The sequence below is a fragment of the Candidatus Poseidonia alphae genome, from assembly GCF_943787815.1.
GTDB classification, from domain to species: Archaea; Thermoplasmatota; Poseidoniia; order Poseidoniales; family Poseidoniaceae; genus Poseidonia; species Poseidonia alphae.
In genome coordinates this window covers 28,005-52,320 of the sequence record NZ_CALSNW010000001.1, presented here as the reverse complement: position 1 = coordinate 52,320, position 24,316 = coordinate 28,005, and the positions used below count along the sequence as shown (strand labels likewise).

Here is a 24,316-nt window from a genome sequence, read left to right as displayed (position 1 = left end):
ATTCGCCCTATTGGGCATGTCACAGGCAGTGTGATGACGCAGGATAGAGGTAGATACTATGCAAATGACCTACAAAGAACTGAAAGATGAGATCGCAAAGATTGTGCCAAAAGCAATCGATTACACCGTTGACCTTGAAGCGGGCAACATCGCCATCATTACAACTGAAATGGATCAATTCGGTGGCCGTGATGGCCTTATCGGGAAGATTGCGAAGCGAATTAAAAGAAAGATTGTACTTCGTTCTCCTGTTGATGCTATTATGGACATTGACGATGCAAAAGAGATCATTAAAAAAATCATTCCCGAAGATTCAGAAATTACTGAAATGTATTTCGATGGATGTTACCGTGAAGTCACCATTCAATGCAAGAACCCCGGAACGGCAGTTGGCCGTCGTGGGGAAAACACTCGTAAGGTCCGAGATGAGACCGGCTGGTCTGTCAAGGTAGAGCGAACCCCGCCTCTGTTCTCAAAGACCGTGCACGACATTCGCGGCTACCGTCAAGAAAAAGCAGAAGAGCGACGTAAACTCCTGAAAGATTTCGGCCTGAACATCCACCGACCCACTCGCCCTGGTGCGACTTGGGCGCGTGTTACTGCCCTCGGCTCCTACCGCGAAGTAGGCCGAGCGTGTCACTTTGTAACGACTAACGAATCACGTGTCATGATTGACGTCGGTGTTAACATCGCATCGGACACCGACCCTATGCCTTATTTTACCGCGCCAGAAGCTCTTCCTCTTGAGAAACTTGATGCTGTCGTACTGACGCATGCGCATCTCGACCATGCTGGGATGTTGCCGGTCTTGTTCAAGTATGGATACAGGGGTCCAGTTTACTGCACACCCCCTACTCGTGACTTGATGCTGCTGTTGCAAACAGACTACCTCAAAGTAGGTGGAGCGGAAGGAAAGCGCTCTCCCTACGATATGGAAGACATACGCATGTGCATGAAGCATGTAGTTGACGTCGATTGGGGAGAAACAACCGATATTGCTCCCGATGTGAAGTTGACGTTCTCCAACGCCGGTCACATTCTAGGTTCATCAGCAGTCCATCTGAACATCGCTGACGGCAAGCATAACATCGTCTTTAGTGGGGACCAAAAGTATGAGAAATCATGGCTCTTTGATGCGGCCAATACTCGATTCCCTCGTGTTGAAACTCTGGTGATTGAATCAACCTACGGCGCCTCTGGCGACTACCAACCTTCTCGTCAAGAAGCCAATCAAGAATTGCAAGACATTGTCTCAAGGACCTTGCAGCGTGGAGGTAAGATCATCTGTCCCGTGTTCGCTGTAGGGCGAAGCCAGGAAGTGATGATCGCCATCGATGAACTCTTCCGTTCAGGTACGGTAAAACCCGTTCCGGTCTGGCTGGACGGTATGATTCAAGAAGCCACAGCCATTCACGCATCGCATCCAAAATACCTCACGAATGCTTTGAGCAAGTCCCTGTTGAAAGACGATGGGGAAAACCCGTTTACAAGCGAATGGTTCCGCCCGGTTAAGGGTCGTGAACTCCGTGAAAGCATCGTCATGGACCCGTCGCCATGCATTGTTTTGGCTACGTCAGGAATGCTCAATGGAGGTCCGGTTATGGAGTACTTCAAGAACTGGGCTCATGAGGAGCGAAACTCTCTTTGTTTCGTTGGTTACCAAGCAGAAGGAACCCTTGGACGTCGTTTGCAAAAGGGCTTCGGAGAAGTTCCAATGATGATTAACGGAAAAACAGAAATTGTCAAGATTGGATGCGAAATGGTTACGATTGACGGTTTCTCCGGCCACTCAGACCGCCGACAACTTCTCGATTTCGTAGACCAGTTGAACCCCAAGCCGCGCAACATCATCTGCCATCACGGAGATTATCAGAAATGCAACGAACTCGGTCACACGTTGAGAGAGCGATACCGCTGCCGAACATACGCTCCTAAGAACCTTGAAACCGTACGGCTCCTGTGATTACGACAGAGGCATCTCGATGTCATAGTCCATCGGGTCAGGCAGTGGTTCGTTGACCTTTGAAGTGCGTAGTGCAGTTCCGAAATGAGTGCCTTGGCCACCAATCGTTGAAGTTCCACTTGATGATTTATCCGAGTTCCAAATCGTTAAAGTTGCTCCGATTACAGTGACGATCAATGTCGCAATGACCAATGCGAGCGAGTACTTACTTTCTAAGAAAACAGCTCCGATCCACATCAATACATTGACCAAGGCTGCGCCGATCATGATGCGTCTTGGGTTTGTGGCCATGGTAATCGTAGCACCATGTTGTTCATGAACCCGTTGCGACAGTGTACCGTTATGCAGCGGAGTTCAGGGCCATCGTGTCCCGGTTGGTTGATGACAGCAGTAGCCCCTTGGGGAGAAAATGCAGAAGATGCTTTTGATCAAGGATTGGTCGAACTCGGTTTGGGTGATGCACGCATCATTCAAGCCCAGGGTGCGATGTTGCCGCTCGGCTTTGGTGCAACACCTCCTCGCCCACTCCCAATGGGTTCACTGGTTGAGTGCCATCTCGCTACAGCATATGCTTGGAGCGGCTCTTCTGCGTCAGCGGGGGTGGCTTGGGCTTCTTGTGTGACACCTGAAGGTGATGAATGCACCATTGTTGCGACCATAACAACGGCTCTTGATTACGAGGAAACAGTTCTCTTATTGCGTCGAAACCTTCAACGAAGACTTGCGAGTAGAGATTTGGAAGTCATTGAGTTCGATGTAGCAGTTGACGAAGTTACAGCGGGTCAAGACCATCATGGTGTGGCCATTGCAGCCTTGATTTTACCGGACTCCCTGACGTTTGGAGCAAAGACTCGAACAGGACCAATTCGTGGTGCTTTGACTCGGAAAGCCGAGGACCCCAAGAAGCGTGTTGACACAAAGGCTCCTGCAGCTCCGGCGCGGCGACCAGGTCAGCCTCAGAACAATCATGATTTCACATTGTGAACTTTATGTGTACTCACGGAAGTGAAGAACTATGAGCGAACAAAATTGGTTGGTCATTCGATGCCCTGGGTGTCAGTTATGTTTCGGCCATCGTTCTGTGTCCGGACGGTGTCCGCATTGTGGACAACGCATCGGTGAGGGGGCAGAAGTGTGCTTTAGAGCATCATCTTCATCTGAACTCCGGTTGGAAGTCGCCCTTGCAAACACGCCCGAACCTCTTCGGGATGCTTTGAGAGAAAAATTGTCCGGAAACGAATTGTTGTTTGACCAACCACAAGCCCCCTCTCCCCACGTGTTGATTGAACAGGTACGACGCCGGTGCGATGAAGACAATTCCGTTGGGCGTATCACGGTCGATTCAATTCTCGCATCAAAACATGCTGATATGGACGCTGACGGCCTCATGGAGCGTGCTGAACAAGAAGGATTAGTGCTCCGAACAGGCGAAGGTCGCTGGCAGTTCCTTGAGTGAAGTTCATAGGTTAGACCTCGTGGCCAAGGATAACGGGCGTATGGGTTAGTTTGGCCTATACTCGGGCGTTTGGGACGCTTGGACCCAAGTTCAAATCTTGGTACGCCCACCATCAATGCCTCAATCCTCGCGTAAGCGTTGTATGGCCGACATCTCTTCGGTCAAAAGTACGTTCGGGGGTTATGTCTCAGGTTTGCAACCCTAGCGTTGGTATTCACCAACGGAGTGAACCCAAATAATGTGGAATCCAAATTGAGTTTTTACGTACGATTTTGGTGGGGCTTCAAGTTCTGCAGACCAAACCGCTTCTTCAAAATCCAGCGCCATTTGCCCTTCAATGAATTCCCCTAAATCGCCACCCTTGCTAGCGCTTGGGCAGTTGGAGTATTTCTTCGCTAGTTTTTTGAAGACCTTGAACGGCTTTTTAGACGTTTGAATCGTTTCAAGTAACTCTCTTGCATCCGGTTTGTTGGTGACGAGAATATGACGGGCGTGCGCCTTTCGTGGTGTCTTTCTTCGATCATGTCGTCGCACGTTTGTTCACCTTCTGTTTCGCCACAGTCGCCATTCTATCAAAAAGGTGTGCAACGAACCAGCAGAACATTCCTGCAAGGCAAGACTGCCATCCTTTGATTCCAACAGTGGAGCCCATTGCTCCTAATGTTCCATTGAACAAGAGCACCCACCCCAGCGAATAAGCGAGCAATGCTCCGTACGTAGGCATCGGTGTTTCTTTGGAGCAGATCCATGAACCGTTTCGACGGTGATGTTCTACCGCCATCATCGCCCCGACTCGGATGAAAAATGAGACCGGTTTTATCCCGGATGTTTCCTTTCTATAGATGGATTCAACGGGTATTTGACCGATGGTCCAACCTTTTTTTGCGAGTTGAATAAGCCAAAAATTTGGATATCCATAGCCACTCCAGGACTTCTCCCAGTTCCAGGATTGGAGGACTCTGTGGGAGGTCGCTGTAAATCCACATTGCGGGTCCCTGATGCGTTGTCCTGCAGCGAGTGATGTGAAGAAAGCCAATATGAATGAAGCGATTTTTCGTAATATCGGCATCTTGTTGTAACCCTTTGGATGAAGTGAACGGTCCCCTTTGACATGGTCATAGCGACCAGAGATCACCGGGGTAAGAATCGCCTCTAAATCCCCAGGGTTCATCTGCCCGTCCCCAGCCATAACCGTACTTGCAAAGGGTGGCTCAAGTTGTTCCAAGAGGCATTGATGCCCCCGATCAATTGCACCACCTACACCAATTCCCTGGGTGTTGAGGACGATGACTTTGGCGGAACATGCGGCTTCTCTGGCACACCGTTCCGTTGAATCGGTAGAGCCGTCATTAATGACCACAACAAGGTCAACAAATGACGGAAGTGTTTCGAGAACACCTGCAATATGCAATTCTTCGTTGCGAGCAGGCACGACGACACCCACACTCCAGCCGTGTTGCATGGTTGCTCCTACAGTCGGCTTCTCATGAAAGTACGCTTGAAACGCTATCGTCTTGCCTCCAAGGGGAACAGGATTCATAGGTCATCCCTAACAGGCCACTTTGTGACTGAGTCCCTTCATCGCCTCGTTCTGGTTGCTCGGGACATTGAATTGCGTGTTGTATCGTTGATCGTTCGATGCAAGGAAGTGGCCGCAAATGTCATCGTTCTGGACACCGGTTCAAACGATGAAACGGTTGAATTGGCTCAGGAAGTAGGATGCACAGTATACCACTACAATTCGGATTTATCACCGCAGTCCATCGCATCCTATCTTCGGGAGCAGGAAGAAACGAGCGGGAAGAGTTTGATTCTACAAGTTTCACGCGCTTGGAAAATGTCCGATTTACCGCTCTCTGTAAACCGTGCTCGAGAACCTTGGGACATCCACTATACCTACAAGCATGAATCACTTGTCCCTCAAGATGACCAAGATGTTGTCTTCGCATCCACAGAAATGCAACATCTTGTCTTGAGTGAAGACGGATGCCTGGCTCTTGCAGGCATGTCGCCCCTGGCCACACAACAAGATGTGCCCGCCTCATTGCGGGTTCGTTTTGTTGAAGCGGAAGCCCCCATTAATCTTCCACAACGTGAGTCTCTCGCTACTGCATCCCGATTTGCACAACTGTTCTATTGGATGCTTGAATCAAAGCATCCGCTCCTGTTGTTTGGGATTCCCGGTGTGGTTCTCTTTGTTCTTGGATACCGTTTGTCAGGAGATTTAGCTACGATGTTCACCGAACTTAACAGCACCTCAATCGGCGTGACGCTTGCAACCATTGCTATGACGCTTATCGGACTCTTTGCCATGATGGTGGCGATCATTTTGTACATCATGGGGAAGCAAGTTGAACGAATACAACACCAATACAACTGGCCAAAGCAAAGCTGAATTTCTTGTGGAGATGAAGAACATGGTCGAGAAATTGGTATGCTTAGATATGGACCGAGTTTTGGTCGACCATTTGTCGACATGGCAGTTTGTCTACGACCAGCTCGGAATCTCAAACGATGAATCCTTTGAACTTTACAACCAAGGGAAACTCGATGAGTGGGATTGGATCAAACTGGACCTGGCGCTCATCAAATCCTCCTTCGACCACCCGATCACAGACGACCATCTCCGCTCATTGATGGCAGGCATGCCGATGATGAAGGGCTGGAAACTCCTGATTGCCCACCTTCTTTCCCAAGGCGTCAACGTGGCCATTGTAAGTGGTGGCTTACAAAAGACTGCGAGAGACATTGCGGCTTGCTTTCCCTCGAATCAGCCTTGGCGGAGGCGGTGGGGGGGAATCGACCGCCACACCGCTCGTGAACAAGCAGGTGGAATGGATTCAAAGTTGCATGTCTTTACCAATGGCTGGTTGGCTTCCACTCCGCTGGAATCGGGTGACTCTCTTATCAACGACTACGGTCGGTATCAAGTTCAAATGGACGGAAAGGGCTCGGTTGTTAAGATGCTTCAACGTCGTTTAAACGTCTTAAAAGAGCATACAGCCTCTGTTGGTGATTCATCAGGCGACATTGGAATGTTTCATGAAAGCAGTTGCGCAATCCTCTTCAATCCATGGGATGACAAGCCCAAAAAGCACGCTCATTTTGTCATTGAAGAGAAGGATTTGGGCCTTGTATTGGACCGGATTTGTGAGTCCCTGTCGATACCCAAACCTTGAAGAAACCGTTCGTGGTGTGAGCATCATGGTGTTTGGAGATGATTTCTTGACTTCGCTCTGCCCGCATTGCGGATTTCTACTTGGAGAATTTCTTCCGGGTTTGCCTTGTCCTGAATGCGGCAAGCCGCTGCTTTGATCACGGCGTGACACGGCGTGATGTTCGGGGGAACGGAATGACTTCCCGAATGTGGGATGCCCCTGAGAGCCAACTGACCACTCGGTCAACGCCAAGACCAAATCCACCGTGAGGCACACCGCCGTATGCACGGGTGTCAATGTAGAACTGGTACGGTTCATGAGGCGTTCCTTCTTCGTCAAGTCGTCGCAGAATTTCCTCCTCAGACCATGTGCGTTCGCCTCCTCCAATGATTTCACCGTAACCTTCGGGTGCAAGGAGGTCGTGGCATAAAACGTATTTTTCGTCTTCAGTGTCAACACGGTGGTAGAACGGCTTGGCGATCTTGGGGTAGTGTGTGAGGAAGTGAGGGACATCAAAGTCCTGTGTGAGTACTTTTTCCTTAGAATAATCCAAATCATCTCCCCATTTGACATCAACGCCCATTCCTTGTAGGGTTTCAACAGCTTCATCATAACGCATCCTTGGATACGGATTGTCAGCATAACGCGCCACCAGATCCAGGTCACGGTCAATTGACGCAAGTTCAGCCTCCCGTTCTTCGAGAAGTGTACGTGCTATGTGGCGTACGACGCCTTCACCATGAGCCATGATCTCATCGTTGGATGCCCAAGCCATTTCCATTTCAGCATGCCAGAACTCAGTAAGATGTCGGCGAGTACGGGATTCTTCTGCACGGAATGAGGGTGCGATGGTGTAAAGCCGTTCAAGGGCAGGCATGGCCGCCTCAGCATAGAGTTGCCAAGATTGTGTGAGGTATGCGGTTTCCCCAAAATAAGGGACTTCAAACAATGTTGAACCGCCTTCAACTGCCCCAGCCACAAAGTTGGGTGCCTGATATTCAATGAAGTCTTCATTTCTGAAATAGTTGTGAATGGCGCCAAATGCAGAACTTCGCAGTTTCAACATCGTGGTCATGCGGCTGGTGCGTAGGTAAAGATGGCGGTGATTGAGCAGGAATTCTGAACCACCAGGCATGGGTTCTCCGTCTTCATCAACCACCTCAAGGGCTTCTTTATTGATTGGAAACGGGCGCTCTGGGTCAACAGCCCCGACAATTTCAACCGTTTCGACCACGAGTTCATGTCCACCCGGTGATCGTTCGTCAACATTTACGGTTCCGTTCAGTATCACGCTGGATTCAATGAGTGCTTCTTTTAGAGCCTCAAAAGCAGGTTCTCCAATGGTGTCTTTTTTACCGACGCATTGGATGTCTCCAGTTGAGTCACGCAAAACGATGAATCGCATTTTATTGGAACCTCGAGTACGCTTAACCCATCCTTTCAGTTCAACGGTCTGTCCATCATGCAATCCATCTTGCACATCTCCAATCCATACGGTCTTGGTCATACTCGCACCTGTTGTTCCATTCGGGGCGTCTAATTCAATGTCACCCTTCCCATGACTGAGAGAAATCAATGGCTTTGTGATTAAATCGTGCAAAGGGTCAAAACCATCGGCGGGAATGAAAGTCCATGAAAAAGTTGGCGGTTTATGCCTTAGGTGGTAATGCCTTGCAACCTCCAAAAGCAGAATCTTCCAGCAGCGCTGAAGTTCTCGCACGGGTTATGAGCGATGTCATCGACATGTTGGAAATGGATTGGACGGTCATTATCACCCATGGGAACGGGCCACAAGTGGGCTACCTCATGGAAATGGATGGAGACGGCGTACATTCTCTTGAATCGTGGGTGGCGGCCACTCAGGGCATGATTGGGCACGAACTTTCTATGAATCTACAAGGTATTCTCCAGCGTCGGCTTCGCCCCGAACGAACCGCTGTGATTCTGACTCGGGTACTGGTGGATGGGGACGACCCGGCTTTTGCAACTCCGACCAAACCTGTTGGTCCGATTCTTGATTCCAAAACCGTCATGTCTGCTGATTGGGACATTGCACAAACCATCCATGGGCCTCGCCGAGTCGTTGCAAGCCCCAAACCCCTTCAGATTCTTGAATTGGACGTCATTCGCAAACTTGTTGAATTGCAAGCCGTCGTCATTTGTGGTGGTGGTGGAGGTGTCCCTGTGGTCGACCGTGAGGGGCATCATCTTGGAGTTCCAGCAGTGATTGACAAAGATCTGCTCTCCTCGAGGTTAGCCATCGACCTCAAGGCAGATGCGCTCATCATTTCAACCGACGCAGATGCGGTTTACACCGGATTTGGTACGCCCAAGGCCAAGGCTCTGCGCCGTTTGTCAGTGGCTGAGGCTATGAAAATGGACGAGGCGGGGGAGTTCCCTGCTGGTTCGATGGCTCCAAAGGTCACCGCCTTGTGCTCATATGTTGGAGCTCTGAATGAAGGCCAAGCTATTTTCTGTACCCCAGGTTCCGTCCTTGATGCTCTTCGTGGTGAAAGTGGAACCGCATTTACCGTTTCGTAGATGGCTCATTCTCCACCTTGGTGAAAGAATCACATTGATATGATGGCGACCCTTGGGATGAATCATGAAGACAACCCCTTTCATTGAAGCCGAAGCACACTGTGATGGACCATGTGGCGTTTACGACCCTGCAAGTGCTCGTGTTGCTGCTGAAGCCGTTCAATCCATGACCAAAAAAATGCTTGGCCTCACCTGCCCTGAAACCTCTGACGGACCTGCAATGGCTACCTACCTCAACACCATGTCTCGTTATGCAGCCATCAAAGAAGAAGAAGCACAAAAGTGCAAAGATGAACTCTTGGTTCTATGGACCGATTTCTTCAAACCTCAGCACCTCGAAGGAAACCCAGATTTGCACGATACCTTCTGGCATGCTGCTAAACTCTGCTCTGCTTGCAAAGTTGAAGTTTCATCTCATCACGCCCAAGAACTCATGGATGCATGTGAAGCAATTCACAACATGTTCTGGGCCGTCAAGGGACGAGAAGTCCCCTGGATCCGAGCTTCCTGAGGCCCATTTATGTCCGAACCGTTTCAGGTTCGTATCAAAGGCGACAGCATGTGGCCCACGTTCAGTGACGGAGATACACTCACCTTTGCTCATCTCTTAGATCAACACCATGTGGATGCCGGAGTTGTCGTTCTAGCAAAGCATCCATTGAAACTTGACGTGCTCGTGGTCAAACGGGTTCATTCAGTGGAGCCCGATGGGCGCTTTTTTTTGGTTGGAGACCAACCGGACCCCCTTGGTTCGGAAGATTCCCACAACTTCGGCCCAGTTCACCGCTCAGCCATTGTCGGTTATCTCTTGGAGTGACGGTTTGAATGGCGGGCCTGACGGGGTTCGAACCCGCGGCCGATGGATTAAGAGTCCATCGCTCTACCTGACTAAGCTACAGGCCCACTTCGGCCTTCCGCCCCGCCTATTTAACGGTTCATGCCCGTGCTAAAGCAACGGTTCATGATGTGTGTTCCTTCTCTAAAACCGAAACGCCATCAACACCGGCTAAGATCACGACATCACACATGTTGGTGAACAATCCTACCTGTACGACCCCGGCAATGTGGAGCAGTTCTCCCTCGGTTTGGGCAGGATGAGTGATGGTTGCACCGGTTTGAGCATCGATGATGAAATTCCCGTTATCGGTGACAAGGTGTCCGTTTTCTCCCTGTCTGATGCTCGCTTCACACCCGAGTGTCTCTTGGATGGCTTGGAGCGTGGTGCCGTAGGAAAACGGGGTGACTTCAATCGGAAGTGGGAAGGCTCCCAAGCAGTCGACCTTTTTGCGGTCATCGGCTACAACGACCATCTTTGCAGAGGATTGGGCTACGACTTTTTCCCGGAGTAAAGCTGCTCCCCCACCTTTGATGAGTTGAAATTCTGGGTCAAACTCGTCTGTTCCATCGATGACTACATCCAGTCCGTCCAATTCATCAAGTTCACAGAGCTTAATTCCTTGCTCCTTTGCGAGCTGTTCGGTTGCAAGAGATGTTGGGACGCCAACGATTTCTAATCCCTCATCTCGAACTCTTCTGCCGAGTTCCAAGATGGTGTATTTCACAGTTGAGCCCGTGCCAAGGCCCACTTTCATTCCACTTGTGACATACCTGCATGCGGCGATACCTGCTTCAGCTTTGAGCGCTTCAACGTCCATAACGTGTGCTTATGCACCCGCCCTATTGTATTTCTTCAACAAGAATCCTCAAGTATCTCAGTCCGAAGGCTTTAGACCTTTGATTTCATGACTTGACCTATGAGGGGAGCGCACCGCAGTGGAATCATTGCAGCCGGGCTGGTCATACTTTTTCTGTTGTCATTGGTTCCAGTACTTCACCCTGAACCGGTCCAATCGTTGTCAAACGACGGTCCCTCGGCAGACTTTGAGGCGTCAACTCTCGGTCAAGCAACCACTTTGACCGTTGGTTCATGGCCTGATGGAGCCAACCAAAGAGTCACGATTAGCGTCCCAGATGGCCACGCAGTCGAATCGTTAGGTCTTGATATTGAAGCATCAGACCTTAGCGATTCAGTCGCTACTTCATGGAACGAAGTTGGCGATTTTGACCAAGGCTCGGTATACGACGGCATGGACGTCAACGCGTCTTCGCTCATGATCCTCCCTCAAGATTGGGAATACGATTTCGAATCTGGAACTTTTGAACCCGAGTGGAGTTTGGCTGGAACTTCAAACTGGGCTATTGTTGCAGATACCCGTCTCGGCGGGCAACAATTGGCCAAAGCGGGCACCATCTCCAACAATCAAGAATCTCGTATGACGCTTGATGTTTCTCAACTCCCAGCTTCATCTGGAACCTTCCAATACAGCGTTTCATCCGAATCCAATTATGATTACTTGCTCTTTTGCATTGACAATACCGGTTGTTCACGATTCAGCGGCTATGCGCAACGCTGGTCTGGAACGGTGAACAACGCACAGCAAACCTTCACGATTCCCGCTACTGCTCAAACATTGACTTGGAAATATTTGAAAGACGGGAGCGTTAGTTCGGGTTCAGACACGGCTTGGGTTGATGACATCGTCATCACGCCCACGAGTGGTTCGGGAACCGGTGAAGGTAACTGGACATCTCCTGCTTTTGGACCCGGGGATTTAGGACGAGGTGAAGAGAAAACCTACGGTTACATGCACATGGATGCGAGCATTGCCTCATCGGCTGTTTTTGAGTGGCAACTCTTGGATGCACAATCGATGCTTCCTGTCCCGGGCTTTGAGCACATGACTTCAACTCAGGTGGATTTTGGGATGATCGATTGGATGGAATACCCCTCTGTCCGCATGAAACTGCACATGGTGCAAGGTTCCGGGAGTGACGAGAGCGAGATCCGTAGCATTTCCTTCGATGGCCATCTCATGAAAACATTCGATAAGGATCCCACAGGAGACGGGTGGGACATACAATCGGGTTCATGGCAGACCAGTGGAGCCATTAGCAGCAGCGGTACAGTTACGTCTGAAACCTTCCATGTCAGAAGTGGTTTTTCATCCATAGAATCCTCAAACAGTGTCATCGGGCCCGGAGTGATGGATGTTTCAATCGATGGAGGTTCTACTTGGCTGACTTTGGACTCAGAAGGAAACCTTGACCTTGATGCTCCAGCATTCATGGCTCAATTCCGTATGAAGAGCACCGGTGGGACCTATACATGGGACGCATTTGAGGTGGAACTCGTACGGACTTCAGTTGTTCGTGGCCTTCGCTTTGATGTCGGCCTTGATGGCACTCCTGAATGGTCAATGGAACGAAACGGTTTAGGTTCGCTAGGGTTACAAGATGAATTGTTGAACGGTAGGATGTGGCAGACCATCGCAACATCACCATCAGGCTCTGCTAACTTTGATGTCGCGCTACCTACCGATGGAGTGGATGCTTTTGAGTTCGCACTTGCATCACCTGAATTGGAACTTCTAAGCCCGTTTATGGCCATGTCAGTCAACGGCCAAGATATCCTTAATCGTGGCTTGTCCAACCTTCAAGATTTGGAGGTTGTATCTCTTACTCAAACCGAACTGAACTCGCTAAATACCGCTCTTGGAACCGCATCAAACACCGTTGGCCTCCCTTCGCTAGAAATGGCAAACCTACAGATTCGTATTGGTTCTTCATTGTCTTCGGGAGACGTCCTCCTTGGTGGAGTCTTTGGCCCGTACAACTCGGAAATGACCCTCTCTTTCAATGCCGTCCATCCACTTGTCATCGGATTGAACGATGCCCTATCTTCGGTTGTTGCTGTCCAAGGGCAGAAAGAAATCGCTCTGCCCGTCAGGATGGATGGTACAGGAGCAATTTCCCTTACTGTCACTGATCTGCAAACACAAGCCTCAGTTGAGCCCGTCTCCTTTGTTGTAGAAAACGTATCAAACACGCTTGTTCCGAGCAACGATTGGATTGAAACAGCTGCTACGTTCGATTTCGCGGGGATTGGTGTGTCGGACGCTCTCACACATGCAGAGCAATCTTCTTGGGATGTTGAATTGAATTTGTTCGGTCCAAGCCAGCAGACGAACATTCGTTGCCCCGTCAACGCCCTTCCAATCACTCCAGTCAGTATCTCATCGTGCACGACAAGCGGCATCCCACTCATCTGGTTTGATGACGGCGAGTCCGGCTCAATTGGTGCGACCTCAGCGGGCAGTTTCTTAGAAATTCAACATCGGTTCAAATTCCCAGATTCTTGGGATGACGAACCCTCTGCCGTGATGGCCGTCAATTTCCTTGCACCCACGGGTCCAATGCTACCAGTTTCAGCAAGCTTTGGTTTAGGAAACGACCAGGGTGTTGAGAATGACATTTCACTTGAATCGTGGTCGGTTCTCTCCAGCAATGGAATTCGCTCTACTCCAACCCACCATTACCTTCGTGCTGGGGATTTCATCAACATTGAAGTGGTTCTCGGATTTGAAGGCGTTGACGAAGGGTCACCGCGTACAGGACAGGCGTTGGTTCGGTTCATGGTCGATGGAGCGGAATACGCTACGACCTCTTCATACTCCGACGGCGTCGCGCTGTTCCCCTACAGCATTCCAACAGGAAGAACCTCAATTGACCTCGGCGTTGAAGTGATTCCTCTCAGAGGGCAAAGTGTTGTTCATGAGGTTGAAACATCATTCACTTTCCTGTTTGATAACATTGCGCCGACCCTCATTTCCTCCGATGTTGAGACCTTCGACAATCGTGATTCTAGCCCCGTTACTTCCTTGGCGTTCACCATCAGTGACCGTCCTCACCTTCCAACTCATGCGAAGGCTCACGTTTGGCTCTCATGGATGGACGATGCCAATCAGGACGGCACAATGGACCTCGAAGAAATCCATTCTCTCGACCTCATGCAACCAGAAAATCTCACCTTGCTGATGGATGAGTATACGTTGCTCTTGGACACATCGGATGCAACACTCGGAGATTACTTCGTGGGTTGGTTGGAAGTCGCAGACAGTGCAGGGCACCTCATGATGGATTCAGGATCGTATTCAACTCCTCTCTTCCACGTTCAAATCAACGATAACGGAGCACCTTCTCTTGGAGCAGCAACCGTTGGATGGGAGCAAGGGGTAAATCCATGGATGCATCCGGGGGAAACCAATACCATCAGCGTCCCTATTTGGGAAAAGAATGGAATCTTTGACCTCGCTGAAATTCATCTTTCACTGGCCTCAAATACGCCGACTCCTGCGACCATCTCTTGGAACCAATCAACGGGTATCTGCTCCTCCTCTCATAATTACGTCAATGTGGAATCATGTCGACTGGTACCGACTGAAGCAGGAGACTTATTCTCAAGAAACGGTGCATTTGAAGCCAATTTCTCAATTGAATGGGGCTACGATGCAGATACCTCATTGCTCCGTATTCCAAACATCATCATGTTGGACCAATCAGGACAATCAAACCGCTTCACTCTTGAAAAATTAGGGTGGAAGTTCTCAAGCGAAGTTGTGTTTGATGAGAACTCATTGTCAATCCAACTTGGCGATGAAGCAAGCGATTCACTTGGCTACTGGGTCAAACCCAGAACCACGTTTGACCTTTCAGGTTCACTGATGTGGTTCAGAACAGGAGGTTCGTTGCAGCAGGACCTTGATGTGGAAATGAATTTAGGCGAAAATTCAGTGGTTCTTGAAACAGTTAACGGTTCATTCTTTGGAACCGTTATGGCTCCGCTACAGGAGAATACCTACGGTTTGACTGGAGGATTGTTCGACGCCCCTAATGGGGCGATTTACCGAGGAGACAACTCGGCTTTCATTTGGTTTATTGTTGACAATCAAGCCCCGAGTGTGACTGCAATTGACCGTCCATCAGCCAATTCCGAGCTCAAGGAAGAGGATTGGAAAGGCTTGCAATTTGAACTGCGTTTGAATGAAAATTCACAATTGGATGAATCCACACTTCGCCTCCATTGGTCCTTAAATGAGGCGGGACTCGGCATTAATTCATATGTTTATGATAACGGAAGTATTGCCCTTGAGATATTGGGTGAAAGACTCTCAGGTACATCCATACCTGTTCGAGCTGCGTTGGATTTGGATGAATTGATGCTTCCTGTGTTCCGCACAAGCTCTGTTGAACTGCGAATTTGGGTTACCGGAATGGATGCGGCCGGCCATCCTGTGAATGAGGTCTTCAATGACATAGACTCGCCTCTTCGAGTTTGGTCGCTCGAACAACGGGTTCCGGAGTATGCCTTCTCAAAGGTGGAGATGGACCCTAAATCTGATATTCACCAAGGCGATTATGTTGAAATTGCAACCATGATCTCCAACTTCGGTCTCGCAGATGGTGAGGCCCAGGTCATCGTAAATCTTGTTGAATCAACCGGGGCCAGGACCCAACTTGATGCCCAAACGCTCACGATTCAAAGCGGTGAAACCGTACTCTACGATTACTCATGGAAACCAACTCGTGACGGTACGATGTGGCTCGAAATTAACATCGTTAACGGCCCTTCGGTTCAATCCAGTACGGTTCGTGTGGACGAGCCTCGTACTGAGGGTGTGTTAGGGAGTATAGCGAGTGTGAATTCATCGTTGCTGGTCGTCGTCGGATTGCTGTCATTGAGCCTCATTGGTCTCCTTGTCTATGGACTGCGCCGAGAATCGGTTCCGGAATTAACCACAGCACCTTCCCGACCAACTCCTCCCCGCCAGAAGGTAGAACCAACCAATCAAAAGGGTCCATATGGTGCCTCTGCTGAGGTTTCTTCACCTGGTGAAAATCCCTATCAGTGAATGTTTTCCTTTCAACGGCGCATTGAAATGCGAGAGGCTAACAGTTCCGCATGGAGGGAGTAGGAGGATCGCTGACAGAGTTCGACTCTGAGGAAAGTCCCCTCTCCGTAGTGCAAGCGGCTGACAGAAGGAAGCAAACAGAAATGGTTGGGTTAATGCTGCAGAAACGAACGATGCAAGGTGTGTACGATGACGTTGAAAGACCGAGATTGCCTTGTTGTCGATGAGACGAGCAACCCCGCTGGAGCAAGTCCAAACCGTTCCGTTAACTCGGCACGACGAGGAACAGGTAGGACGCACAGTTGAATGCGATCACCGAAAGGGAACAGAAAGGGGCTTACTCCCTACTCCCTCCACTTCAACAAATACAACCGAATTATCAAATGGGCTCTTCAATGACTATGGCGTCAAGTGATTTCATGACCTCAGGTTGCGAAACTGCGATTCCATCTCCAAAGTCAATCCAAGAGGGATGGCCGTTCATCTTTGCTCTCGCAACATGTTCTGCTGTAATGATCGCCGGCAGTAGGAAGGAACTTGTGAGGAATGCAAAGATGATGAGGAGACACATCAACATGAAGAAATTCTCAAGACCAGGGAATGCCGCCAAGAACCCCGCTCCAATGCCTGAAACAGTGGTGATGGTCGTTTCAAAAATGGTCTGCCCTGTTTCTTCAATCGCAGATGCAATGCCATGAGGCGATTCCCCCTCTTCCTGTATTCTGTGCATGACGTGAATGGCATCGTCGACTCCAATTCCAAAGACAATCGTCCCGATCATCGCCGTGAAAATATTAACATTAACGTCCCCGCTTTGCATGAGAAGTGGTTGCCATAAGATGACCACGGCCACCGGAATCATCGTGTAAATCCCTAGTCTTGGGGAGCGGAATACAATCGCAAGAAGAATCGTAAGGACGAGCAGCGTGATGATCGTTGTTTTGCTCTGTGTGTCATGAATTCCATCGTTGATATCTAGAGATACAGGGAGTCCACCGGTAAGTAAGGAAGTTCTTGTATTGAGTAATATAGGCCCATCGCCTAGAATTTCATCGATCTCATCCCTTAGTTCTCCCGCTACGTTGAGATTCATGTAAGGCTGAGTCACATAGACGATGGCTTTGTCTCCGTCTTCATTGAGAAGCATTGAACGAACCTCTTCTGACAACGTGTCAAAAGCCACGTTGACCATGTCTTTTCTTAGGGCTTCGCGTTCCGAAACAGGGATCAAGGTCCATCCAGGGCAGTTAAGGTCTAAAATTTCTTGACTGTCCCAACACGGGTCATGAAGTAAATCCCAGAGAGAGCCGTCGCCTACACTCACTCCGTCGGCGAGGGTTATTGTTGCAGGTATTGTTTTGAGGAACGTGATGATGCTTGTCGTTGATGTTTCATCGACTTGGTCGATGGCACCTTCTATGGAATCCATTGAATCAAGAACAGGGAGGTCTCTGATGTTTTCTGTTCCGTTGAGGTTGGGCCGTTCAGCAGCATCGTAGATGAACAGTGATGTTTGTCCACTGCTGAATTGACGGGAATACTCAGCGAGGGAGTTGAGGGAATCGATTCCGTCGGGAGCTTCCGATGAACCAGTGATGGGTTTGTTCATTTCGTCTAGGTTTGCGATTCCGTAGGAGGTGACTGCAGCGGTGATTACCAGCAATACGAGGAATCCTCGGACCGGCAATTTGCCGATGTTTCTCCAAACAGATGGATTGCTTCTTTTGTTGAATTTCAGCAACCAAGACAGGGTTGGTACAAGGATAATACTGAGGATAAGGGTTGAAAAAATTCCGATAACAAGTGTAATTCCAACGGATCGAATTGGAGAAATGGGGACGATTGCAGGAGCGATGAGTACTGAAAAACCAACGATGGTAGTAAGCGCGGATAGGAATACAGCAACACCGGTTGAACGGGTCATTTCCATCACACAGGATTTGTAAAAATCAAGGTCCCAGAGGTCGGGTACTTCCAATTCATGCGCCCCTCGCTTTCGCCTACGTTCGTTTTCATCGTGAGCCTTGTCTATTTCCTTTCGCCGCACCTCCTCGATGCGATTCACCATGTGGAGGGAATAATCTACTCCGAGCCCGATAAGAATCGGGAAGGTGGCTACAATCATTGGTGTGAGCGTGATGTCAAGAATGACCGACGTACCGAAGGTAATTGCAAGAGCCATCATAATCGGAGTTCCAGTGATGACGACGACTTTTGCAGACCGATGCAGGAAGGTGATGATGAGGATCGTGAACAATACTGAAAACGGTAGAATCATCAACAGGTCCTCATAGATTGCATCCGATATGTCTTCGAGGACTTTCGTTAATCCCGTCACGGTCATTTCGGTATTTTGATAGTCGGTTGGCCGGTTATCAATGACCTCCTGGAAGTGTTTTAAAAGTTCTGAAAAATCACTGAATTCATTGGTCACGCTTGGGTCATGGTGCATGCCGACAACAATGGCCGTTGTGTCCCAAATACCATCTCCATCCATGTCATTGGTGTAGTTTCCATCGCCATCGCTGTCAACCGTTGGATCCATGTCGTTCGTATCCTTGAACAACGAGTCAAATCCTCCTTCGGATTCTTCTATGATTTGGTCAATCCGGTCTTGGTCAGGAATGCTGTATTCTCCCCCAGTTTGGTCTTGACTGCAATCAATCGATAGCGGTACACGTTCGTTGACAATGTTGGCGCAGAGGGCGGTATTGAAACGGCCATCGGATGAATTGATTTCCTTGATGACTTGAGCAGGAGAAATAATCCAAAGCACACCGTCTTTCCTGCCGTGGTCAAACTTGTCATAATCGATTCCTCTTCCTCGAGAGTCGCTGTTAATGTTGGTGGAATCCCCTTCAATCCAACTGATTTCTTTCAGGAAGTTTTCCTCAGTGATGTTCGTAGAATCGGCGGTGTTGAACGCATTGGGCGTTTGTATGTAGATGATGGCAAGGTCAGTGGACCATTCAGTACGAACTTCAAGGAGAAGCTCGGTCGAAGGGGCTCCATCGGGGAGGAAGATCTCCACGTCATCGTCAATTTGCTGTTGAAATGACATCCCTTGTTGGGCAAAAATACCGGTGATGACGAGAAGCAATACCAGTATGGTTCCAGGGGATTTCAAAACATTGGAATAGAGGCCATCAAGGCGTAGATTGGCCCATTGTTTTACACGTTGATTGGCCTGTGAGAGTTGTTCAAGAACGATTTCCAAGCCGGAGGCTTCGCTCTTCATGATGCTCCCATACAACGGTGGCTCAAGAATCATTCCGTAGAACGAGCATCAAATGCTTCCTTCTCAACAAGCGTCAAAGGCTTGAATGAGGTAATCCGTAAGTGGACTTGTATGTGCAAGTTCTGAGATTCCATCCATTCCTTCTACTGCATAGGCGCGCACAACATCACGAACTCGAACGTTACCTTCAGACGATCTTGCAAGAATCATGGCTGCTTTGATGGGTTTACCGGTTCCATGCGGGTCGTAGACGGTGTCCAAGGCCTCTTCGAGGAACCATTCGGCCTTACCTCCTGGTTCTCCTTCGTATGTTTTCTTCGGCTTCTTAGCGCCAAACATGCCTCCTGATTTCGCTTTGGGTTTTGTTGGGGCTGAACTTTTCTTTGGTTTGGAGGCGGTACTCGCAGCGCCTTTGCCCTTGGACGATGAAGCAGATGTTTTGGCTTCTGCTTCAAGTTCTTTACGAATTTCTTTCTCAATCTTCTTGCGAAGCTTTTCCTCATCCACTTCGGAAGCCGGTGCAGTGGCACTCTTTGCATCGGAAAGTTGGTCCTTGAGGTCTTGAATTTTATCTTGGTAGGTTGAAGAAAGGTACATCAGAGAGGTTTTCATGGACGCCTCGAGTTGCATTGCGAGGAATGAATGAGCGGTTTCGGTCCACTTCTTCCATTGCAGCAATGCATTTGCATGGATGTCCGAACCACATTTGGGGCAAAAGCTCTTCTTTGGAGGGACCATGATTGGTACGCTCTTCAATGCCTCTGAGGTTAACGCTTGAGGGTCACCTTGTGAGGCTTGTATGAGATGGATACTCGCTTTCAGGCCAAGGTCCATCGCTTCAACAAATACCTCGTTTTCGAGGTCAAAGGTTCCCGCTGCCTTCAAGTCACCAACTTGTGAGGATGCGATCGCATCAATGGCAGCATCTGCTGCCGAGTTTCCCCAGTTGATGTTTTGGAGGGCGGGGGCGATTTCCATTGCTGAGGTCGGTGCTTCAAATGCTTCGTTCAATGCACTTTCTCCAACATCAGCTGCTGCGGCTATGCCGAGTGCAATGGGGTCGGCTCCATCTTCAACTTGGGCAATCATGTCAAATTTTTGCGCCATCGAAAGGTCGTCACGGATACGAATAACATCCTTGAGTTGGTTTAAATCGTGGCCAGTGGCGGTAATTGGGCCCTGAAGTGACAGGTCGTGTCCACAGGAGAGGCAGAATTTGGCGGTGACTTCAACACCTGCCTCACATGTCGGACAATACACCCCTCCCATATGCTCCCAAGGTAAGTGACTCCTTTTGAAGGGTATGTCTCAAACTCTTGATGCAGGACCGCTTCTTAGTGGGTGCATGGATGTGGCGATTACGATAATTGGGCAGCGCAAGCCTTGGCCAACGTACACACTTCTTCACGAACACAATTTGCTAAGATGGGGGCTAAACGAGGACCACGTTCGCTTCCCATAAACATCGCATAGCACGCTCTGTACATGGAGCGCATGGGTGCCTCAGCATGCAATGCTGCATTTTTGAAGGCGAGTGTAATGCCCTCGGCCGTCCATTCAGCAGCGTCTAATTCAGCAGCAATATGGGGTATGACCTTCCGTTGTTCATCATCCAATCCAGAGAGGGATGTCTCATCCGGTTGGGTGAGTATCATGATTCGCATTTCTTCGGGGAAGTGTTTGGATTCAATCCATGCTCGCATCCTCTTGAGTCGGTCGGAGAGAACCGATGTTGGTCCCGAGATCGCCCCTGATTCTTTGAGCGATGACCAAATTCCATCGTCATCCGGTTTGATTTGAGCGAGAAGTGCGAGGTGTCGAAAACTCACTGAAGTCGCTTCTGCCTGCTCTCCAGCAGATACCATGGACAGTCGTAGGGCAGCTTCTGCGTCTTCAATTTGGACGCGTTGCCTTCTGCTCAATGTATCATTGGAACGTTCTTCGACGAAATCCCTTGAAGAAAGTCGTTCATATTCGTCAGCAAGATTGACTAAACCCATTCCTGTGTCAAATTCTATAGCCTTATTCGGTTTGGAATTTGCGATCAAAAGGCGAAGGATTTCGGGCGGGACAAGGCGAAGCGCCTCAATCGGCCCAACCGTGTTTCCAGTCGAGGATGACATCGCTCCTTTCCCACGAAGGCTGATCCATTCATAGACCAAGGATTGAGGCGGTTCATGGCCGAAAAAGGCAGCGATTTCAACTCCCGTCGCAAACGAGCCACCAGCGGCCCCATGGTCCTTTCCGAACGGCTCACAGGTGATGCTATTGAATCCCCATTTGGCCGGCCAATCCAATCTCCAAGGCAGTTTCCCTTCACCCTTGGTAATGTCGGATTGTCCCATTGAACCGTGTTGGTCCGTCCACGTGACCATCGGATATTCGTATCCAGTGATCGTTAGGCCATCGAGTGAACCTTTGGAGTCAATCGGCTGCCAGGGAAACCAATCTGCTGGAAGTTCTCTTCCAGATACTCGTTCGATGATTTCTCGGATCGCATCGGGGTTATCGCATGCTTTTTTGGCGGCGTCTGCAAATTTCCCTTCTCTGTACGATGTGAGGTTTGGAATTAACCGAGGTTCAACCCCGATTTGCTTGAGGGCCTTGAGAAAAGGTTCGAGAAAGTGGTCGCCATACGACCAGCCTTCGCTCTTAAAGCGGTCCCAATCGGGCTTTCCGTCCTCGTTTGGGGCAGGGATTGCACCGAGTTGGTGGCCAATAAATTCTTCATAGGATGGGTCCAAAAAAGGATAGACCTTGCGCAACGGGTCCGCATTATCTACGACAAAAACCAATTCTGCATTGAGTCCTGCTCTACGGGCTGCCCGTGTAATCATGTCTCCCGTGAGAATTTCCCTGAGGTGGCCAATGTGGAATTCGCCACTCGGTGTGATTCCGGTTGCAATAATGTGGTCGCTACCACTCTCAGCGAGCCGTTTCGCGATGACGTCGGACCAGTGCATGACATCATCTCACACAGCAACGGCACGAATCAATCCACGAAGAGGTACATCATCGATTTCGTTTCGAGTTGTTTTGTTGACAAGAACCACTGCAAGGGCAACATCGCCGCCTGCATCCCGAATGGATTGGATGGTTTTTGACATTGTCATTCCGGATGAGAGAACGTCGTCGATGATGATCACTCGTTTACCAGCGACCTGCCCGTATTTTGTAGAGAGTGAACCGCTACCTGCTCCTTCATCAGTCGTGCGGAAAACGGTCATGTCCGATTCAAGCATGCGGGCGACCTCAAAAGCAAATGCGATTCCATTGATGGAAATTCCAACCACGGTATCAATGTCGTCGTGGCCGATTTCTTCATCGGCAACATCGGCCATAATGGCTCCAATCGACGCGATGCGGTGGGGGCGGACTCCAAGCGTTCTCCAACCGATACGAACATCACTCGGCCGGTCTTTTTCTCCGGTTCCGGTCAACAGCCAAGTAATGGTGTCTTGAGAAAGGGACAATTCATCTGCTATTTGTTGAGTGTTCAACCCCTCTTTTCGTAGATTGGTTGCAAGGACCTTCAGTTCTTCAATGCTTAACACCATGATGCTCATTTCAACGGGTTGGTTTGACCCACATGAATGCTTTCCTGTAAATACCTCGCTGGGCGAAAGTCTTGAAGGGTGGGAGGCCGGCCACGAATCATGGCCGACTTTGATTACGAGTCCCTCCTTGACCGTGCCCGTGAGAACATTCCAGAGGAAATCTCCAGTCGGTCACGTTGGCGATTGCCTGCTCCACAAATCCTCATCGAGGGTTCAAACACAATTTTTCGTAACTTCAACGATGTTGTTTCGATGATGGACAGGGATGAAAACCACGTCTACCAATACATCTTGAACGATCTGGGTACATCCGGTTCCCGTGACGGCCCTCGTGCACGCTTTAAGGGGCGAATCCCTCCAAAGCGAATTAAGAACACGATTGCTAGCTACGTGAACACTTACATCAAGTGCAGTCAATGTTCGGCACCGGATACACATTTCATCCGTGAAGACAGAACCACCCTGCTCAAGTGTCAAGCATGCGGTGCGACTCGGCCAGTCAAATTGTGATCACTCACTGAGGTCAAGTGTGAACTTCACCTGGACTTCACCCGTCTCCAGATGTTTGAGAACGGCATCAAATGCGCCGTCCGCTTCAAGTGAATACCATGTTCCTTCGGGGTAAACAACGCATGTCGGTCCGAATTCACAGTGATCGAGGCACCCGGATTTCTGGACTCGAACGCCCTTGAGGCCCTTATCACGAACCGATTGTTTGAGTTCTCGCATCATGCTCATGCTGTCCTTAGGGAGGCACGATGGTCGAGCCGCTCCTTCGGGTCGTTCGTGCGCACAGACGAATGCATGGCGCATGAAACCTGGTTCTTTGCGTCCTTTTGGGTCCTTCGGCATATGCTCACCTGAGTGCGTTAATCGCTTTGGCTAGGCGGATGTCTTTCTCTGTAATCGCCTGCTCGTCATGGGTCATCAATTCAATCACGACATAGCCCCATCCAAAGTGGATGTCTGCATGATGAGCATGTTCCTCGCAGATGTCGGAGATTTCATCAACAAAGGATTTGGCTTGTTTGAAATCCTCAAAGGCCGCTTCATGCATGAGCCGTCCGTCAATTTCCTCCCAACCCTCTGGAAGGTCCATTGATTTCAACCCCAGAGATGTGAATCGTCGTTCCCTTTGGTCTGCTTCTCCACCTTTTCGTGAAGGGTTGAACGACGCTTCATGTCTTCTCGCTCGTAAGCCAGCAAATGATCATCATCGATGTACGCTGGCCGTGTGTGCGCTACAAGTACGATTCGAACGATGACTTCACGAGCCACAAAATGACTGCGACCGTCTTCGCCGAGGATTTCCAAACTGGTTTTACCGCTGGAGAGGAGTCTGCCTCGAATGTAAGCATCTTCAGGGTCGCTGAATGCTTGAACGTTCATGTGGACTTCGATGAAATCATCCTTGCGAAGCCCATGACGGCGTTCAAGAAGGTCTCCAGTGTGAACCGATGCTAACTCGTCAAGGTCGGGTGAACCCAAGTCCTTCCACATTGGTTGCGCCCATTCAGGTAGTCCGGTTCCCGTTTTCTTCTTCGCCATGTCTTGGTGAATCGGCGAGCGTACTTGAACCTCCCCTTTCATATTAAAGAGGCCTAATGGACGGGTGACTTCTTGAAGTGCGGGCCACGGGCATGAGTTGAGGGAA

General features: G+C 49.7%; 22 protein-coding genes, 2 tRNA genes and 1 other RNA gene. 12 read left to right on the top strand and 13 right to left on the bottom strand.

What is annotated here, in order from left to right:
• The first annotated feature begins 58 nt into the window (after positions 1-58).
• Entirely contained in the window at positions 59-1,963 is a 1,905-nt protein-coding gene (locus tag AAA857_RS00275; protein ID WP_338171892.1) for a beta-CASP ribonuclease aCPSF1, read from the top strand.
• On the opposite strand, the gene AAA857_RS00270 is transcribed toward AAA857_RS00275, so the two are convergent.
• A complete protein-coding gene (locus tag AAA857_RS00270) occupies positions 1,964-2,254 on the bottom strand; it encodes a hypothetical protein (RefSeq protein ID WP_338171890.1) in 291 nt (96 codons plus the stop codon).
• Positions 2,255-2,305: 51 nt separating this feature from the next.
• Between AAA857_RS00270 and AAA857_RS00265 the strand changes: the two genes are divergently transcribed.
• The 3 genes from AAA857_RS00265 (at position 2,306) to AAA857_RS00255 (ending at position 3,531) form a co-directional block, all read left to right on the top strand.
• Positions 2,306-2,947: a hypothetical protein gene (locus tag AAA857_RS00265; protein ID WP_338171889.1), complete on the top strand. Its 642-nt coding sequence runs from the start codon at positions 2,306-2,308 to the stop codon at positions 2,945-2,947.
• A gap of 31 nt (positions 2,948-2,978) precedes the next feature.
• A complete protein-coding gene (locus tag AAA857_RS00260) occupies positions 2,979-3,419 on the top strand; it encodes a hypothetical protein (RefSeq protein ID WP_338171887.1) in 441 nt (146 codons plus the stop codon).
• 34 nt (positions 3,420-3,453) lie between these two features.
• Positions 3,454-3,531: transfer RNA gene (locus tag AAA857_RS00255), tRNA-Pro, on the top strand.
• 89 nt (positions 3,532-3,620) lie between these two features.
• Here AAA857_RS00255 and AAA857_RS00250 read toward each other — a convergent pair.
• Both AAA857_RS00250 and AAA857_RS00245 read right to left on the bottom strand, forming a co-directional pair.
• Positions 3,621-3,953, bottom strand: a complete 333-nt coding sequence (locus AAA857_RS00250) for a peptidylprolyl isomerase (RefSeq protein ID WP_338171886.1) — start codon at positions 3,951-3,953, stop codon at positions 3,621-3,623.
• Positions 3,940-4,881 (bottom strand): glycosyltransferase family 2 protein, encoded by a 942-nt coding sequence (locus tag AAA857_RS00245; protein WP_338171884.1) that lies wholly within the window; start codon positions 4,879-4,881, stop codon positions 3,940-3,942. The genes AAA857_RS00250 and AAA857_RS00245 overlap by 14 nt, the downstream gene beginning before the upstream one ends.
• Before the next feature lie 102 nt (positions 4,882-4,983).
• On the opposite strand from AAA857_RS00245, the gene AAA857_RS00240 reads away from it, so the two are divergent.
• Both AAA857_RS00240 and AAA857_RS00235 read left to right on the top strand, forming a co-directional pair.
• Positions 4,984-5,814: a hypothetical protein gene (locus AAA857_RS00240; protein ID WP_338171882.1), complete on the top strand. Its 831-nt coding sequence runs from the start codon at positions 4,984-4,986 to the stop codon at positions 5,812-5,814.
• Between the two features lie 22 nt (positions 5,815-5,836).
• Positions 5,837-6,598, top strand: a complete 762-nt coding sequence (locus AAA857_RS00235; protein ID WP_338171880.1) for an HAD hydrolase family protein — start codon at positions 5,837-5,839, stop codon at positions 6,596-6,598.
• A 136-nt stretch (positions 6,599-6,734) separates the two neighbouring features.
• On the opposite strand, the gene asnS is transcribed toward AAA857_RS00235, so the two are convergent.
• Positions 6,735-8,084, bottom strand: coding sequence for an asparagine--tRNA ligase (asnS, locus tag AAA857_RS00230; RefSeq protein ID WP_338171878.1), 1,350 nt, complete (start codon positions 8,082-8,084; stop codon positions 6,735-6,737).
• Positions 8,085-8,209: 125 nt separating this feature from the next.
• On the opposite strand from asnS, the gene AAA857_RS00225 reads away from it, so the two are divergent.
• From AAA857_RS00225 to sodX, 3 genes are all read left to right on the top strand, one after another.
• Positions 8,210-9,118: a hypothetical protein gene (locus AAA857_RS00225; protein WP_338171876.1), complete on the top strand. Its 909-nt coding sequence runs from the start codon at positions 8,210-8,212 to the stop codon at positions 9,116-9,118.
• Between the two features lie 64 nt (positions 9,119-9,182).
• Positions 9,183-9,629 (top strand): superoxide dismutase, Ni, encoded by a 447-nt coding sequence (sodN, locus tag AAA857_RS00220; protein WP_338171874.1) that lies wholly within the window; start codon positions 9,183-9,185, stop codon positions 9,627-9,629.
• Positions 9,630-9,638: 9 nt separating this feature from the next.
• On the top strand, positions 9,639-9,935 hold the full coding sequence (gene sodX / locus AAA857_RS00215; protein ID WP_338171872.1) for a nickel-type superoxide dismutase maturation protease: 297 nt from the start codon (positions 9,639-9,641) through the stop codon (positions 9,933-9,935).
• 9 nt (positions 9,936-9,944) lie between these two features.
• Here sodX and AAA857_RS00210 read toward each other — a convergent pair.
• Together AAA857_RS00210 and rpiA are read right to left on the bottom strand one after the other, a co-directional pair.
• Positions 9,945-10,021, bottom strand: a tRNA-Lys gene (locus tag AAA857_RS00210).
• Positions 10,022-10,077: 56 nt separating this feature from the next.
• A complete protein-coding gene (rpiA, locus tag AAA857_RS00205; protein ID WP_338171868.1) occupies positions 10,078-10,773 on the bottom strand; it encodes a ribose-5-phosphate isomerase RpiA in 696 nt (231 codons plus the stop codon).
• A 99-nt stretch (positions 10,774-10,872) separates the two neighbouring features.
• Here rpiA and AAA857_RS00200 point away from each other — a divergent pair, with 99 nt between their 5' ends.
• Positions 10,873-15,867, top strand: coding sequence for a hypothetical protein (locus tag AAA857_RS00200; protein WP_338171866.1), 4,995 nt, complete (start codon positions 10,873-10,875; stop codon positions 15,865-15,867).
• A 55-nt stretch (positions 15,868-15,922) separates the two neighbouring features.
• Positions 15,923-16,219, top strand: an RNA gene (gene rnpB / locus AAA857_RS00195) — RNase P RNA component.
• A 27-nt stretch (positions 16,220-16,246) separates the two neighbouring features.
• Here rnpB and AAA857_RS00190 read toward each other — a convergent pair.
• From AAA857_RS00190 to AAA857_RS00175, 4 genes are all read right to left on the bottom strand, one after another.
• Positions 16,247-19,105, bottom strand: a complete 2,859-nt coding sequence (locus AAA857_RS00190; RefSeq protein WP_338171864.1) for an MMPL family transporter — start codon at positions 19,103-19,105, stop codon at positions 16,247-16,249.
• 63 nt (positions 19,106-19,168) lie between these two features.
• On the bottom strand, positions 19,169-20,374 hold the full coding sequence (locus AAA857_RS00185) for a hypothetical protein (RefSeq protein ID WP_338171862.1): 1,206 nt from the start codon (positions 20,372-20,374) through the stop codon (positions 19,169-19,171).
• Between the two features lie 89 nt (positions 20,375-20,463).
• Positions 20,464-22,068 (bottom strand): lysine--tRNA ligase, encoded by a 1,605-nt coding sequence (lysS, locus tag AAA857_RS00180; RefSeq protein WP_338171860.1) that lies wholly within the window; start codon positions 22,066-22,068, stop codon positions 20,464-20,466.
• Between the two features lie 9 nt (positions 22,069-22,077).
• Positions 22,078-22,662 (bottom strand): orotate phosphoribosyltransferase-like protein, encoded by a 585-nt coding sequence (locus tag AAA857_RS00175; RefSeq protein WP_338171857.1) that lies wholly within the window; start codon positions 22,660-22,662, stop codon positions 22,078-22,080.
• Between the two features lie 99 nt (positions 22,663-22,761).
• On the opposite strand from AAA857_RS00175, the gene AAA857_RS00170 reads away from it, so the two are divergent.
• Positions 22,762-23,172 (top strand): translation initiation factor IF-2 subunit beta, encoded by a 411-nt coding sequence (locus AAA857_RS00170; RefSeq protein ID WP_338171855.1) that lies wholly within the window; start codon positions 22,762-22,764, stop codon positions 23,170-23,172.
• Here the strand turns inward: AAA857_RS00170 and AAA857_RS00165 are convergent, their stop codons facing one another.
• The 3 genes from AAA857_RS00165 to AAA857_RS00155 are packed head-to-tail and all read right to left on the bottom strand — an operon-like array spanning position 23,173 to position 24,210.
• Positions 23,173-23,514 (bottom strand): (2Fe-2S) ferredoxin domain-containing protein, encoded by a 342-nt coding sequence (locus AAA857_RS00165; RefSeq protein WP_338171853.1) that lies wholly within the window; start codon positions 23,512-23,514, stop codon positions 23,173-23,175.
• A gap of 4 nt (positions 23,515-23,518) precedes the next feature.
• A complete protein-coding gene (locus AAA857_RS00160; RefSeq protein ID WP_338171850.1) occupies positions 23,519-23,761 on the bottom strand; it encodes a 4a-hydroxytetrahydrobiopterin dehydratase in 243 nt (80 codons plus the stop codon).
• A gap of 5 nt (positions 23,762-23,766) precedes the next feature.
• Entirely contained in the window at positions 23,767-24,210 is a 444-nt protein-coding gene (locus AAA857_RS00155) for a hypothetical protein (RefSeq protein ID WP_338171848.1), read from the bottom strand.
• Between the last annotated feature and the right edge of the window lie 106 nt (positions 24,211-24,316).

Excerpts from the sequence above, each read along its gene's own strand:
- AAA857_RS00245 (WP_338171884.1), bottom strand. The coding sequence starts at position 4,881 with ATGCAACACGGCTGGAGTGTGGGTGTCGTCGTGCCTGCTCGCAACGAA.
- AAA857_RS00185 (WP_338171862.1), bottom strand. The coding sequence starts at position 20,374 with ATGGGAGGGGTGTATTGTCCGACATGTGAGGCAGGTGTTGAAGTCACC.
- sodN (WP_338171874.1), top strand. The coding sequence starts at position 9,183 with ATGAAGACAACCCCTTTCATTGAAGCCGAAGCACACTGTGATGGACCA.
- AAA857_RS00165 (WP_338171853.1), bottom strand. The coding sequence starts at position 23,514 with ATGCCGAAGGACCCAAAAGGACGCAAAGAACCAGGTTTCATGCGCCAT.
- AAA857_RS00225 (WP_338171876.1), top strand. The coding sequence starts at position 8,210 with ATGAAAAAGTTGGCGGTTTATGCCTTAGGTGGTAATGCCTTGCAACCT.
- AAA857_RS00175 (WP_338171857.1), bottom strand. The coding sequence starts at position 22,662 with ATGGTGTTAAGCATTGAAGAACTGAAGGTCCTTGCAACCAATCTACGA.
- AAA857_RS00160 (WP_338171850.1), bottom strand. The coding sequence starts at position 23,761 with ATGGACCTTCCAGAGGGTTGGGAGGAAATTGACGGACGGCTCATGCAT.
- AAA857_RS00190 (WP_338171864.1), bottom strand. The coding sequence starts at position 19,105 with ATGAAGAGCGAAGCCTCCGGCTTGGAAATCGTTCTTGAACAACTCTCA.
- rpiA (WP_338171868.1), bottom strand. The coding sequence starts at position 10,773 with ATGGACGTTGAAGCGCTCAAAGCTGAAGCAGGTATCGCCGCATGCAGG.
- AAA857_RS00155 (WP_338171848.1), bottom strand. The coding sequence starts at position 24,210 with ATGGCGAAGAAGAAAACGGGAACCGGACTACCTGAATGGGCGCAACCA.
- lysS (WP_338171860.1), bottom strand. The coding sequence starts at position 22,068 with ATGCACTGGTCCGACGTCATCGCGAAACGGCTCGCTGAGAGTGGTAGC.
- AAA857_RS00200 (WP_338171866.1), top strand. The coding sequence starts at position 10,873 with ATGAGGGGAGCGCACCGCAGTGGAATCATTGCAGCCGGGCTGGTCATA.
- AAA857_RS00265 (WP_338171889.1), top strand. The coding sequence starts at position 2,306 with ATGCAGCGGAGTTCAGGGCCATCGTGTCCCGGTTGGTTGATGACAGCA.
- sodX (WP_338171872.1), top strand. The coding sequence starts at position 9,639 with ATGTCCGAACCGTTTCAGGTTCGTATCAAAGGCGACAGCATGTGGCCC.
- AAA857_RS00235 (WP_338171880.1), top strand. The coding sequence starts at position 5,837 with ATGGTCGAGAAATTGGTATGCTTAGATATGGACCGAGTTTTGGTCGAC.
- AAA857_RS00170 (WP_338171855.1), top strand. The coding sequence starts at position 22,762 with ATGGCCGACTTTGATTACGAGTCCCTCCTTGACCGTGCCCGTGAGAAC.
- asnS (WP_338171878.1), bottom strand. The coding sequence starts at position 8,084 with ATGACCAAGACCGTATGGATTGGAGATGTGCAAGATGGATTGCATGAT.
- AAA857_RS00260 (WP_338171887.1), top strand. The coding sequence starts at position 2,979 with ATGAGCGAACAAAATTGGTTGGTCATTCGATGCCCTGGGTGTCAGTTA.
- AAA857_RS00275 (WP_338171892.1), top strand. The coding sequence starts at position 59 with ATGCAAATGACCTACAAAGAACTGAAAGATGAGATCGCAAAGATTGTG.
- AAA857_RS00270 (WP_338171890.1), bottom strand. The coding sequence starts at position 2,254 with ATGGCCACAAACCCAAGACGCATCATGATCGGCGCAGCCTTGGTCAAT.